This is a genomic window from Streptomyces sp. NPDC018019 (genome assembly GCF_044327805.1).
GTDB lineage: Bacteria > Actinomycetota > Actinomycetes > Streptomycetales > Streptomycetaceae > Streptomyces.
Genome location: NZ_JBIRGD010000047.1, coordinates 34,857 through 47,819 on the forward strand (window position 1 = coordinate 34,857; position 12,963 = coordinate 47,819).

Below are 12,963 nucleotides of genomic sequence, written 5' to 3' on the forward strand. Positions count from 1 at the left end.
TCCAGGTATCCAGACGAAGCCACGGACGCACGTCGTTCGACGTGGCGTGGCGGCAGGCCAGGGTTGCCCGGCATCCCGACGAAGCCCCCTACCTCTGGCACGGACACGGGGCAGCAGCCGAAACGGATCACCGGGAAAGCGACCCGCGCTGACCGGCCAGATGGCCTGATCCGCACCAATGGAATTCGGTCGAGGACAGAAGATCCCTCCCGAAAGGAAGTTTCCGCCACATTCAACAAAGCGCTCATCGAAGGCCGGGCGCTTCGTGAGAATCAGGGTTCTGTCAGTCCTGAGAACGGGGGAGTGGAATATGCCGGATCCTATGGAGATCGCCCTGATCAGTTCAGCAGTGCCTGCCACCCTGACCTTCCTGTACCAGCGCCTGGAACGTCTGCTCAGCCCCCGGCGCGCCGAACCCGAGCAGGACCTCGCGCTACCCGACACGCTCGTCGGTGCACTGCAACTGCCCCTGCAGCCGGACGAGGAGCGGCTCCACGCACGACAGGGCGAACTCGACCTGCTCCACGGCTTCCTCCAGGACTACGCCGGCCGCGACACGGCCGCGCTGACCATCGAACGGGGACTGCTGCGCAGCATGGGCAAACTACGCGCCCTCCTGGAAGACATCTACGGTCAGCGCCTGACCTTCGCAGGCGAGGACCGCCCCTCCTCCGGCCCGTTCGTGGACCAAAAGCTGACCACCCTCGCAGGCGAAGCCACCGGCATGGACGCCGAAGAGATCACCAGCAACGCCCAGGTCACGCAGCAGGTGGAGACAGTCGACGCCGGTGCCAAGCTGATCGGCATGAAGGCACGACGGATCGGCGGATAGCAGCGCCGCAACGCCTTTCCGCTGCGCACCCGCGCAACGGCACCAATCCGTCCGAAGGGCCGCGCGTTGACGCCGAACGAACCGACAGCCCCCAGCCAGCCCACCGAGCCGCCCGTCACCACTACATCTTCGGTTGGCCATCCAGCCGAATGCACAAGCACCACCCACATCCTCGCTACCGTCCCTGCAGAACCCGCAACAGAGACTGTCCCTCCCACCGCTGGTAGTACCCCCACCTCTGCTGAACACAATGCGCTGCTCGACACGGGGCAATCGGCGAGGTCGGCTGAGTCGACAGCCACGGACGGCACCGCACCTGAACCGGGCAACCACGCTGACACCGGCACGAACGACGCCAGCGCACCCGCGGCGCAGGTCGACCAAACCGTCACCACCAACAATGGCACCCTCATCGGGATTCAGAACAATCACGAGATCCAGCGTCTGCGAGGGACCCCTCTGACGGAAGACTGGATCCGCCGCCGGCTCAGCACCTATGCCGAGGACGACGAGACGACGAACGCACTCCGAGCGATTCTCGACCTCCATCGGGTCGCGGTCCTTCACGCCGACACCGGGACCGGCCGCTACACCGCTGCCCTGCACACCCTGAAGACGCTGGGTGTACACACCATCCGCCAGGTGCGGCGCATACCCGACGAGAAAGTTGAGCTCGAGGGCCTCCTTGATGAGGGCACCGGCTGGATCCTGGACCTGAGGCACGAGACACAGCCACTGCCCACCACGACCGGGCTTCACCTCACCGAGGTCGCTGACCACCTGATCAAGACCCGCTCGTTCGTCATCGCCGTCGTCCACACCGATATCTGGACGAACGTTGCTGGCGAAGCACCCGACCTGGCCCACCACCTCAGCCCTGCCGACGCCCTCACCGTCGCCCGCGCCCACCTGGCCGATCAGCCTCTGTCCGAAGGCGAATTGAGCCAGTGGCTCAGTGACGGCAGGATCACCAGCCACCTTAAGAACGCCACACCAGCCCAGGCTGTCGACTGGGCCGATAAGATCGCCGCGGCCGTGGTCCTCGACCGCACGACCACCGAGCACAAAAGTTTCGACGAGCTCGTCGACTTCGTCGTCCAGTCCGCCCAGAACTGGCGCCGTAATCTCCTCGAGTGGCACAACGGGGAGACGGACAGCGACCACCGCACGTACCTGCTTGCCGCCGCTGTACTCGACGGAGCACCCGCTCAGAGCGTCTATGACGCCCACATCACCCTCGGCACGGCACTCGGTGACACACCGCTGCCCACCAAAGGGCAGCAGGGCCCGGGCATCATCGCGCTCACCGACAGCATCAACGCGGACCTCGGTCTCGACGACCGCATCCGCTTCCTCAGGCCCGGATACGCCGAAGCCGTCGTCGACTACTTCTGGGCCGACCGCCCTCACCATGTCGAAGCCTTCACCCGCTGGACCGCCGAACAAGCCGAACTCCTGCCCAGCGAAATCGGCATCCCCCTGGCCGACCGCGTCAGCCAGTGGACCACCCGCTACACCCTTACCAAGCAGAGCCTCACCGTCTTGCGCGCGACCGCCACGAACTGGGCAGCCTCCAAGCACCTCAAAGGCCATGCCTCGGACCTCTTGGTCGCCGCGGCCCTCGACCCCGTGGCCGGCAAACTCGCCCGCGACCGGTACCTCGACTGGGCCAAGGCCCCCGACGAGCCCACCACGGACAAGAAGCGACCCACTCCGCCCGCACTCAAACGCGCCCTCGCCAAGGCGATGGCACAACTCGCCCCGGCCTACGCCGAGGTCGCCCTCAGACGGCTGGCCGATCTCGCCGCCCACACCGACGACCCTCAGGTCACCGAGGCCGTCGGCGACGCCCTGATGACCCTGTGGGAGCAGGACGGCTTTCAGCAACGTATCCGCGACAGGCTCACCACCTGGTTCGGCGGCGACCACAACCAGGCCGCCGCCGCCCGCCGCGCCTTCCTGCACCTGGCGGAACGTACAGGCCCCGACGGCATCCCCCTCCTCCTGACTTCCCACCCCATCACACCCGACTCCTGGACCCTGACCGGCTGGCGCCGGTCCCTCGACGACACCAAGAGCCGTCAGGTTCAAGACGCCGTTAGCACGTGGCTGGACGCAGCCCTTACGCGCCCCGCCCTTCGGACCACCGTCATCGCCACCTTCACCGAAGCCGTCTTCCGCTCAGAGACCGATCACACCTACCTCCCACAGCGCTTCATCGTCCTCAACCATGCAGCCAACGGCTGGGAGCCCGCCCACGCCGGACAGCTCCCCACCGAACGGACCCGCCTGCGCGACGAGTTGCTCATCGCAATCCGAGAAGCAGACCCCGCCGCCCCCACACGCTCACACGATGCGCCGCCCACACCGTAGAAGGGCCGGCTGGCCCCCGCCCCGGGCAGGAAGCATCGACATCACCTGCCCGGCACCCAGCGCCACCCCCGGCCACCCGTTCACCCTTACCCTTACCGGAGCCTGGGAAGAACTCCCCTCGCCCCGCCCCCATCACACGCCTGAAGCTGCCGCCACCCATCACGCCCTGGCCATCGCCCGCAACATCACCGCAACCCTCACCCCGGCCGACAGCGTCCTGGCGGCCGCACACATCAACACCCTCCTCGGCCGACCCACCGACGTCCCCCACGTCCCCGTCAGGCTCACCTGGGCACAGGTGAACCTGACAGCCGACACCGAAGCGCTCACAGCCGCTTCCCGACACGAACGCCACCAACACGAGGAAGAACAACGCCGCGCAGAACAACGCGGCCACCTGGACCAAGCCCGCGCCTTGCAGGACACTGTGATGAGCGACCCTTCACTCGCCCTGGCCTACTGGTACGCCACCGCGCCGCACGCCATCGACGAAAAAACGCTCCCACGTCTCGAGCAGCTCCACGTACAAGCCGCCGCCTACGCGCCGCAGGGCCGGTGGGCGCTCCTCGCCCGCCTGCTCCACACCTTCGCTGAGGACCTCTCCGAAGACGCCAAGAACCACCTGATCGACACCGCGGCACTGCTCACCAACCGCTACGGACACCCAGACATCGCCCGTCAGATCCGCGAACTGAGTTCGTCACCCCAGACCGAGCAGCACCCAATCCCGGACGGTGACACAGCACGATGAGGACCGACAGCTACGACCCGAGGGACGGGGCGACGGACGGCTCTGAAGGACCGCGCTGTCGGGGCACCCACGCACGACCTTCATGATCGGGAGTTATACCGGACGATTTACAGTCCCGACCTCAGTCCGGACAGCGATGCCCCACTCATCCGCTGGCTCGACGACCAGATCGACCGCTTCGGCGACCTCACCGACCTCTAGCACAACCTCCTCGGCGCCCTCCCGTTACAGCACCCCTTCGCCCTCCTGCTGCGCAGGCTCCGTAGTACATCCGGCTGGGCCTTTGCTTGAGGACTTCGCGCCGCCCGCACTTTCTGGTGCTCCCACCAGCACCTCAACATCCCACGTACCTACGTGTGCACCGTCGACGACTCCCCTCTCGACCTGGGCCCGGTGGAGAACGGCACCGCAACCCCGCTCAATTCAGCCGCGAAGAACCGGACGCTCTGCAAGCCCTCGACATGCGATGGCCCTGACCGGCCATATCGACCGGCAGCTTGACGGCCGGCCCCAGCGGGCGGCGCTCCCACGTCGTTGCCGGTCATCAGAGGCGTAGCACGGCTCGGACGCCGACGGCCACTTCTTGAGACCGGCGCCCGGCGGCGCTGCTACCGGGACCACCACGGTTTTTTGAGTGTGCGCAGGTGCTCCCGGACGGCAGCGATGTAAGCGGTCTCCAGCGTCTGCAGCGCGCTGAGGTCGGTCTGTGCCGGCGGGATGTTCATGGCCGTGTCGCTCTCGATGGGAGACGCTTCCCACGCTGCGTGCATGGCCGCTCCGGCCGTCTTGCGCAGCTCCTGGACGAGGTCGGCGTAGGCACGGCCCACCGCTTCGGATTCGATCTTCGTCCAGGCAAGGTGGTAGGAGAGGTTGCCCTGGATCTCCCGCAACGTCTCCGACAGCCGTACGCGTTCCTCGGCCGCGGCGTCGAGCCGGCGCCGCCTGATGGCGTAGGGCATCTCCTTGTAGGCGCTGTGGGCGGCGAAGGCCTCGGCGAAGGCGGTCCGGAGCCTGCTGATCTCCTCCTCCCGGCTCTTTCGCCGGGCAAGCCAGATGTTGATGGCCGCGGTGAGCGCGGCGGCGAGGAACGCCCCGGACACCACGGCCGGCCACACCGACGTGGCATCGGCCGCAGCAGGAGCCGCGGGCGGCGCGGAAGGGACCACGGTGGCCGTCGACACCGCCGGGACCGGCACGGAAGGGGCCGCGGGCGGCGCGGAAGGCACCGCTGCGGTCGCCGACACAGAAGGAGTCGGCGGCGCAACCGCCGTCTGCACGGGCGTCATGACGGCCTCCAAACTGATACCGGGCACGCCGCTCACGGGCCGTGGGGAGCTTCCTGGCCGGGCCACTCGCCCGTGCCGCGCCACCATTGTTCACGTAGCAGATGGGCCACCACATGCCCCAGCAAGGCATCCGGCCCGTCCGCGCGGACCCAGCGCTGCTCAGGCGCATCGTACGGGTACCACATGCACAAAGCGTCATCGGAATACCGGTGAGGCGACTCCGACGGTCCATCGGTGTACACGTGCGGCACGTCGGGGGACCCTGGGCCGAACACGATCGAGACCGTCTGCTCGACGACGTCCGCGACCCGCAGCTGGACAGCCAGCGCGAAGCCACCGCGGAAGCGGCGCGGAGGCGGGATGACCCTGGCCGCCTGGCCGCAGGCGGCCAGGCGGCGCTGGAAGGCGATGCGGGCCGCCGGCCTGGCGAACCAGGCCGGCGCACGCCAGGCAGGACGGCGCCTCACGCGTGATGCCCCGCGCCGTAGGCCCGGGTGGGCCGTACCTCGGCCGCCGGCCCGCTCAGCCCCAGCGTCACCGTCGTGACAGGCGTGCGCTGCCGCAGCGCCGCGATCTTGCCCGCGAAACTGTCGGATACCGGGGCCTGCACGTACCGGTAGAACACCCCCGACAGCGCCGACAGCACCGCCTCGCGGTCGTCGTCGACCGCCAGAGCCTCGGCCACGCCGTCCGCCGCCCCGCGCAGCCGCCGGGCCGCAGTCTCACGCCCCACCAGCAGCTTCACGTTCGGCGAGACCCCCAGAGGGTCCTTGGTCGCCGTACCGGCCTCCACCCGGGCCGCAGCCTCGGACAGCACCGTGGCCAGCGCCTTCGCCACGCCCATCCCCGGCTCGATGAACTCCCACGCCCACACCGTCAGGTTGTGCGAGGAGAAGCCCGGCTGGGAGTACTGCTTGTTCCACGCCTTCAGCAGGCGCACCACCCTGCGGCGGGTACGGCGCATCGACTGCGTCCCGCTGGTGAAGAGCGCGACGTGTCCCTCCGGGTCGGACGCCTCCCACCGGTCGGTCTCCAGGTTCGGGATCCACAGCCCGCCCCCCTCCTTCCGGGTGAGGGCCACGACCAGGTCCACCGTCGGGTCCTGGCCGTCGACCGGCTCCCCGAAGGTGATCTTCGGGCCGCGCTTGGAGGTGCCGCACCGGGCCTTCGGGTACACCTTGCGCACCGCGGGGCCGAGCAGCGCGCACAGCTCGCCGGTGATCGCTGCCGGCGTCTCACCACCCCCGTCCGGTCCGAGCCGCGGATACACGCGCCGGTCCAGGACGACTCCGCCGTCACCGTCGCCGACCGGGTGGATGAAGGTGTGCTGGGGCAGCGAACCACTGCGATAGGTCCGCAGCGCGCCCGTGAAGCCGATCGTGCTCGAGCAGACCAGGTCCAGCCGCGCACGGGCCTGCACCAGCGGCTCAGGGTGGGCGTCGATCTGGCCGCGGATCTCGTTGAGGATGTCCTCGGTGTATCCCATGAGGATGTGTCCGTTCAGGTGAGGGGCGCCGAGCGCCGCACAGCGCCCGGGACCTTCCCCGGGCGGAGCCGTCACTCGGCGGCTCACCCTCCTCTGACGTCACACCGCCGAGATTGTCCGGGCACCCCTCACCCCCGCTGCGATCAGGTCAGGAACAGTCCCGGCAGACGGTGCTCGCGCCCTCGAACCGGGACGGGGCCAGGACCATGAAGCACTCCTCGCAGGCACGGTCGCTCCGCCTCCTGGCGGCCGTGCAGCCACAGTGCCCCTGCCCGCACGAAGGCTCCCCGCACTCCGCACACCCCGGCTCGGTGATCTTGAACGGCTCCCCGCACGTCTCGCACTCCCACCAGGAACCGAACCGGGAGCTCCCGGTCCGCGGCCGCGGCGCTGTGAAAGCACGCCAGGCCACGCTGTCCTCGGCGAGCACCGCGATCAGATAGTCCTCATCGCACCAGGCCGCCTGCCCGTACAGCAGATCGCTCCGCTGTCCGGACCGGTAGAGCACGAACGTCTTGTCGCGCTCCACCGTGGCGCGGGTCCCCAGGGCCGCGGCCAGGAGCGGGGTGCCCGACTGGTCGGAGCCCCGAGCCGGCGGAATCATGCCGTGAGCCGCGGCGAACAGCACCCGGCCCCCAGTGTCGAACAGGACGACCGCGCCCCCGCCGACCAGGTACTGCGCCGCACGCACACAGCACGCCTCGCGCGAGGCCCGGGAGGTGCGGAACATGGCGACCACATCGTCGGCGCAGGGCCCGCGGCGGCGTACGTCCGCGGCAATCTGCGCATCCGGCACGAGGATGCGCGCGGCGAAGGCGTCACAGGCGGCTTCCTCGAACGCTTCGGAGTCCTCCCAGTCGAACAGGCGCTGCCCCAGCTCGGGGTCGGTCTGCTGGAGATGGTGGCCCAGCTCGTGCAGGCCGGTGAATCCGCGGCGCCGATGTGAGCGGGCCGCCCCGACCACCAGCGTGGGGGGATCGGTCTGCGACCGGTAGCTGCCGGCCACCGAGCACCGGCCACCGCCGTCCGACGCGGCCTCCAGCAACACCTGGACGTCCATCCAGCGGCCCAGCTCGGCCAGCGGATCCGCACGCAGCGCTTCCACAGCGCCGGGGTGCAGCCGCTCAAGAGCCGAGATCATCGCCTCCGCCTGACGCGGAGCCTCCTGGTCGAACCGGCGCCGTGTCACGCGCCGCCCTTCGTAGTGTCCTCGCCCCCGAGGAACTGCCGCAGACGGGCGTCCCAGTCGGCCGCGCCACCGCCTGTCTCGCGAGCGGCCAGGGCGAAGGCGCCGTAACTGCCCCAAAGACGCGCCTGGGCTTCACTGATCTCCAGCTGCCGGGCGCGGCGTACCCATACCGAGCGCCACCGCGGGTGCTCTATGGCCTGGACGAGATCGGCGGGCAAGGGACGGACCGTCCGGGCGATCTGCTCTGCGCTCAGCCCGGTCGCCGAGGCGATGACCCCGATCCGGTCGGCAGGCAGCGGGGCCTTGCCGCGAAGCAGTTTCATGACCTCGGGCTGCGGCATATCCAAGGCAGAGCACAGCATCCTCAAGTCCAACCGGTCGCCGAGCAGCGACGCCAAGGTCCCGGGAGGCCGTCCGCTCTCCTGAACCGGCAGACCGGGCGCATGTTGCAGATGCTCCAGATCATCAGCGAGGCCGGCTCGCGTCTCGGCATCCGGCTCCAGGGCGGAACGGATCATCTGTCCCTGGCGTACCCCTGCCGCGGCCGGCGCCGGCCGGCCCTGGGCCCGGGCCGCCGCACACCCCACGATGTCCTCGTCCCAGGCATCGACCACGCGCTCCAGCACGCGCATGGGGACACAGGAGACCAGCCCTGCCCACACGGTGGCCTCGACGCCGAACGCGGTACGTGCCCCGTCCACGACCACGCTGGTCTCATCCTCACCGGGCGGGTCGATCGTGACGGGGACGGCGTTCACCTCACGGGCGCCCACCTCCAGGATCAGCACAAGCATGCTGACCTCGTCCCAGCGTGCCCGCCATACCTGACCAGCCTTGATCTCCGCCTGAGCCGGATCACCGAAGCGCTCTCTCAGCCCTGCCTCCGACAGAGCATGCGGCCCACGCATCTTTCGGGCCAGGTCCAGGAACCGCTGCGGCACTTTCGAGTCACTCATGGTGTCCTCCCGCATCCATCGACTGAGCAGGCCTCCACCATCGACTGACGTCATACCGGCCAGGACGTCCGGCCCTGGCCGCGCTCATCGTGTCTGCGCCGCTTCGCTGCACAGCCGGATCACCTCCGACCCCACCGAACGTACCTGGTCCCCGTCTTCGTTCCCGACGAGCTGCTGCAGTTTCTCCTTCAGACGTGTTCCGTGGTAATACGCCTGGGAGCGGCCGCAGCCCAAATGCGCCTGGAGCTCTCCCGGGCGCTCCAGATACGCGACCATGCCCCGCTCCTGAGGGCTGAGCATGGCCACGATCTGTGCTGCGGCAGACGCCGCACCGGCCTCGTCGTCGCGAGCAAGCACGATCTCCTCCGGGGAGGAGTGCGCACTGGCGGTGATCTGCGATCCCGCATCGTCGGGGAGCGGGAGGACTCTCGGATCCAGCGCCACGGGAAAACGAGCGATGAACACCTCGACGAGCTGCGCGACCTCCATCGATCCGGCGGCGGTGGACAAAACCGCACGGATCACAGCTTCCAGCGACTTCCTGTCAGCGAGAGGGGCACGACGCGTTTCACTGGTCCACTTCGGGATCTTGACGTTCGACACGGCGTACGCGGCGTCGACGAGCGGGTCGGGGGGACCGGACCAAGGCTGCACCGTCGTGCCGGACAAGCGCCACCTACCGGCCCCCGCCTCGCCCGGCGGCACCGCCTCGAAGGCACTGCAGTCCGTCAGCGCCTCTTCCAGCGAGCGCCTGACCGAACCGAGCGCGGTTTTGCGGGCCTGGTCGATCAACCAGCGCCGGATCGATGTCCGCAGCAATCGTCCGACACTGTCATCGTCGTCGGCCTGAGCCAGGAGATTGGCGGTGACCGCCTGGAGGCGGTCTGCCAGGAACTCATACAGCAGATCCTCCTCGTCGGCCTTCTGCCAGCCGGCCGGCGGAGCCAGAACGGGGAAGCGCCGTGCTTCCTGCCACACCAGCTTGCCGGTCAGCGTCAGACACGCGGGGCCGAAGCACCCGACTTCGTGCAGTTCGTCGAATACGGAAATAGCCGGTACCTCCCCTTGATGGGCGAACCGTACGCCAAGGAGCCCTTCCGGAGCAGGGAAATGCACATTCCGGCTCGCACCGCGACCACGCCCGAGGGCTACATCCACCCCCACCCCCGAGGGTTAAATCCAACCCAAGCCAACCCCAGCCGAGCCGGCCCCGCCCGAGGATTACTCCCAGCGCATCCCAAGCTCGGACAGTTCCTCGACCCGCTCGGGCGCTAGCCGCGCCCGGCGAGAGCGGCTGTTGGCGATGAACACCCCCAGCGCCTGCTCGTCCCCGCCGACCTTCTCGACATGTCGGTGTGGCACCTCCAGATGCCCCTCCCGCTCCCGGTACTGGCGGGCAGCAGCCAGATTGGCTGCCCACACCTGCGCCCGCGTCCGCCGCGGCGCCACCCCGGTCCGCTCGTCCCTCTTCAGGGGCCCGAGCCCGAGTGTCTCCTTCAGCAGCCATTGCTGCACCGCCCCCAGGGCGTCCCAGCCGCGCCGCTGGCCGCCGGCCCACCGTCCCAGGTCCTCTCCTTGGACCACCACCTGTCCCGGCTCCTCGGCCAGCGCCTGACCCTCCTGGACGTGCAGCCGGGCAAGGTGGAAGCACCGCTGCCACGCAACCGACCACGAGGGGCACCACGAGGCGTCGATGTCCTCCAGGGCCCGCCGCCGAGCCGCACTCAGCCCACCCGCCTCCTGCTCCCTCTCGCCCCCTCTTGCCGCCGCCCGCTGGTTCTTCAGCCACACACCCACCGGGTAGCTCTCCCACATCGCGTCCGTCGGCGCCAGCAGGTGCCCGTGCTCGGCGGCCCACCCCCGCGCCGCCGACAGCCCCTCGGCGAACGCGACCTCGGCATGCGACCAGATCATGCCGAGCTCCTCCAGCTGCCCCACCCGCTCCCCGCTCAGCTCCCCACGGCTGTGCGCACTCCGCTGCCGGGCGATCCACACTCCCAGAGCGAACCCGTCCACGGTCCGGTACTCGTAGGGAACCGCCAGGTCACCATGGTCACTGCGGTAGGCCAGTGCAGCCGCCAGACCTCGCCGCCAGAACTGCTTCTCCGGCTGCAGCACCCGCAGACTGATGAAAGCCGCCAGCTGCGCGGCATCCCGAGGCCGGGAGAACGACAACAGCTCCGCAGCCACCCTGCCCACCTCGCCCGCCCCCTCCACCGCCCCGCCGCCCGACCGGCCCCCGGCCACCTGAGGAACGGCCAGCTGCTCCACGGCCTGCGCGTCATGCGCCCGCAGAGCTATCAGCACCTTCACCAGCTCCCCATAGGCCCGCGAGACCAGCATCTCGTCGGGCTGCTCACCCGGGCCGAGGAAGACGGGAACGACCAGGGAAGCCACCTTGCCCTCGCCCGGCTGCATGCGAAGCGCCCGCCCCACCGCCTGGACGATGTCGACCGCCGACCCCCGCACATCCGCGAACACGACCGCGTCGCACTCCTTGGTGTCCACTCCCTCACCCAGCACCCGCACCGACGAGAGCACCCGCACCCAGCCGGCACCCGCAACAACCTCCGGCTCCGACGCGAACCCTGCCAGCACCGCCCCCCGGTGCCCCGGCCTGTGCTCCCCGCACAGCCAGTCCGCCCACACCCCCTCAGCCCTCGGGTACGACCCCGGATCACTCTCGTGCAGCTCCTTCGCCACCCCGCCCAGACCACTGGAGAACGCCTCGGCCTCACCCGTGCGGTAATGAAACGTCAGCAACCGCCTCAGCCGCCGCTCCGCAGCAACCTTCATCACCGCCGTCTGCAAAGCCGCCAGCCGCGCCCCCCGCACCCGCGCACTCCTACCCGCACTCCCAGCCAGATCGACCACGGGCAACCCAAGATCCGCGATGTCCACACACACCACCTGGTAACGAGCGATCAGCCCCCGCTCGATCGCCTCCGACAGCGACAGCCGATACACCACCGGCCCGAACACCGCCTCGTCGTCCATCGACGCAACCAGCTCACCGCCCTGCGGACCCTCCCGATCCGCCACCTCCCACAACCGCGGCGTCGCTGTCATGTACAACCGACGCAGCGCCGGCACCCGCCCATCGTCATGAACCCCAGCCCACGCCTTCCCCAACGCCCCCGACGTCCGGTGCGCCTCATCCACCACCACCAGGTCCCACGCACCCAGCCCCGCGCGATGGCTCCGCTCCAGGACGCCCAGCCCCAGCGAGGCGTAGGTGGCAAAGACCGTCACCGAATCCAGGCCCGACACCCACCCCACCAGCTCCGCCTCGTCGGTGGTGCACCGAAGGATCTGCGTGTCCTCACCCGACAGGGAACAGGCACCGAACATCGGACCCCGACGCCCCGCCTCGCGCCACACCGACACCGTCTGGGCCAACAGCCCGAGCGTGGGAACAAGAACCAGAACCCGTCGTGCACGCAGAGCCCGCGCCGCGTGGACCGCGATCAGACTCTTCCCCGTGCCGGTGGCAGCAACAACCTGAGCCCGCAGCCCACCCGGTGACCCTGGATCAGGAACATGCCCCAAAGCCCGCACCACCGCGTCAACAGCTTCGACCTGATGAGGACGAAGCTTCCATCGAGCTGACACAGCGAACCACCTCTCACCCCGGGGCACCCGGCAGAGGCACTACCCGCTCAGCGTAGACTTTATCCGCGCCCAGTTTTGATTGCAGACCACCGCAGGCCCAGCTTCCACCCCACTATGACAGGGACACCACCCACAGCGTGCGAGCTTGAATGAACAGCCCCCATCCGAGTAGAGGCCAAGGCAGACACCCAACCCCAAGCCACCCCCGCCCCGTAGCCAGCCGCCCGCGCAGCGGGCCAGGCTTGAAGGTGAAGCCGAAAAGCCTCAGGCAGGGGAGCGTAGCGGACCTGCCCAACCGGACTGCGCAGCAGTCCGGTTCACTGCTGGCCGAGCGAAGCCGGCCAGCAGTGAACACTCCGTCAAGCAACCGCAGCGTAGCGGAGGTTGCCCTGGGAGAGCGCAGCGAACCCAGGACCGCCGCGCGAAGCGCGGCGGTTTCGCTTGGACACGCGCAGCGTGTTCCAACCCGCTCCGCGGG

10 protein-coding genes are annotated in these 12,963 nt (G+C 69.2%); 3 read left to right on the forward strand and 7 right to left on the reverse strand.

Annotation, left to right across the window (positions count from 1 at the left end; all coding sequences use genetic code 11):
• Positions 1–322: 322 nt before the first annotated feature.
• The 3 genes from ACH4FX_RS40765 (at position 323) to ACH4FX_RS40775 (ending at position 3,956) form a co-directional block, all read left to right on the forward strand.
• Positions 323–832 (forward strand): hypothetical protein, encoded by a 510-nt coding sequence (locus ACH4FX_RS40765; RefSeq protein WP_398486697.1) that lies wholly within the window; start codon positions 323–325, stop codon positions 830–832.
• A 66-nt stretch (positions 833–898) separates the two neighbouring features.
• Positions 899–3,205: a hypothetical protein gene (locus ACH4FX_RS40770; RefSeq protein WP_398486699.1), complete on the forward strand. Its 2,307-nt coding sequence runs from the start codon at positions 899–901 to the stop codon at positions 3,203–3,205.
• Between the two features lie 430 nt (positions 3,206–3,635).
• Positions 3,636–3,956: a hypothetical protein gene (locus ACH4FX_RS40775; RefSeq protein WP_398486701.1), complete on the forward strand. Its 321-nt coding sequence runs from the start codon at positions 3,636–3,638 to the stop codon at positions 3,954–3,956.
• Positions 3,957–4,564: 608 nt separating this feature from the next.
• Here ACH4FX_RS40775 and ACH4FX_RS40780 read toward each other — a convergent pair.
• From ACH4FX_RS40780 to ACH4FX_RS40810, 7 genes are all read right to left on the reverse strand, one after another.
• Positions 4,565–5,137 (reverse strand): hypothetical protein, encoded by a 573-nt coding sequence (locus ACH4FX_RS40780; RefSeq protein ID WP_398486703.1) that lies wholly within the window; start codon positions 5,135–5,137, stop codon positions 4,565–4,567.
• A 137-nt stretch (positions 5,138–5,274) separates the two neighbouring features.
• Positions 5,275–5,709, reverse strand: coding sequence for a hypothetical protein (locus tag ACH4FX_RS40785; RefSeq protein WP_398486704.1), 435 nt, complete (start codon positions 5,707–5,709; stop codon positions 5,275–5,277).
• Positions 5,706–6,728: a hypothetical protein gene (locus ACH4FX_RS40790; RefSeq protein WP_398486706.1), complete on the reverse strand. Its 1,023-nt coding sequence runs from the start codon at positions 6,726–6,728 to the stop codon at positions 5,706–5,708. Before ACH4FX_RS40790 ends, ACH4FX_RS40785 begins: the two co-directional genes overlap by 4 nt.
• 148 nt (positions 6,729–6,876) lie before the next feature.
• Positions 6,877–7,917 carry an ImmA/IrrE family metallo-endopeptidase gene (locus ACH4FX_RS40795; protein ID WP_398486708.1) on the reverse strand — a complete coding sequence of 347 codons (1,041 nt, stop codon included), beginning with the start codon at positions 7,915–7,917 and terminating at the stop codon, positions 6,877–6,879.
• Positions 7,914–8,873 (reverse strand): hypothetical protein, encoded by a 960-nt coding sequence (locus ACH4FX_RS40800; protein WP_398486710.1) that lies wholly within the window; start codon positions 8,871–8,873, stop codon positions 7,914–7,916. The genes ACH4FX_RS40795 and ACH4FX_RS40800 overlap by 4 nt, the downstream gene beginning before the upstream one ends.
• Before the next feature lie 84 nt (positions 8,874–8,957).
• Positions 8,958–10,031, reverse strand: a complete 1,074-nt coding sequence (locus ACH4FX_RS40805) for a hypothetical protein (RefSeq protein ID WP_398486712.1) — start codon at positions 10,029–10,031, stop codon at positions 8,958–8,960.
• Between the two features lie 63 nt (positions 10,032–10,094).
• The gene (locus ACH4FX_RS40810; protein WP_398486714.1) at positions 10,095–12,512 is read right to left on the reverse strand and encodes a Helicase associated domain protein; all 2,418 of its coding nucleotides are present in this window, start codon (positions 12,510–12,512) and stop codon (positions 10,095–10,097) included.
• Between the last annotated feature and the right edge of the window lie 451 nt (positions 12,513–12,963).

Coding starts and splice junctions, on each gene's coding strand:
- ACH4FX_RS40765 (WP_398486697.1), top strand. CDS start 323: ATGGAGATCGCCCTGATCAGTTCAGCAGTGCCTGCCACCCTGACCTTC.
- ACH4FX_RS40775 (WP_398486701.1), top strand. CDS start 3,636: ATGAGCGACCCTTCACTCGCCCTGGCCTACTGGTACGCCACCGCGCCG.
- ACH4FX_RS40790 (WP_398486706.1), bottom strand. CDS start 6,728: ATGGGATACACCGAGGACATCCTCAACGAGATCCGCGGCCAGATCGAC.
- ACH4FX_RS40800 (WP_398486710.1), bottom strand. CDS start 8,873: ATGAGTGACTCGAAAGTGCCGCAGCGGTTCCTGGACCTGGCCCGAAAG.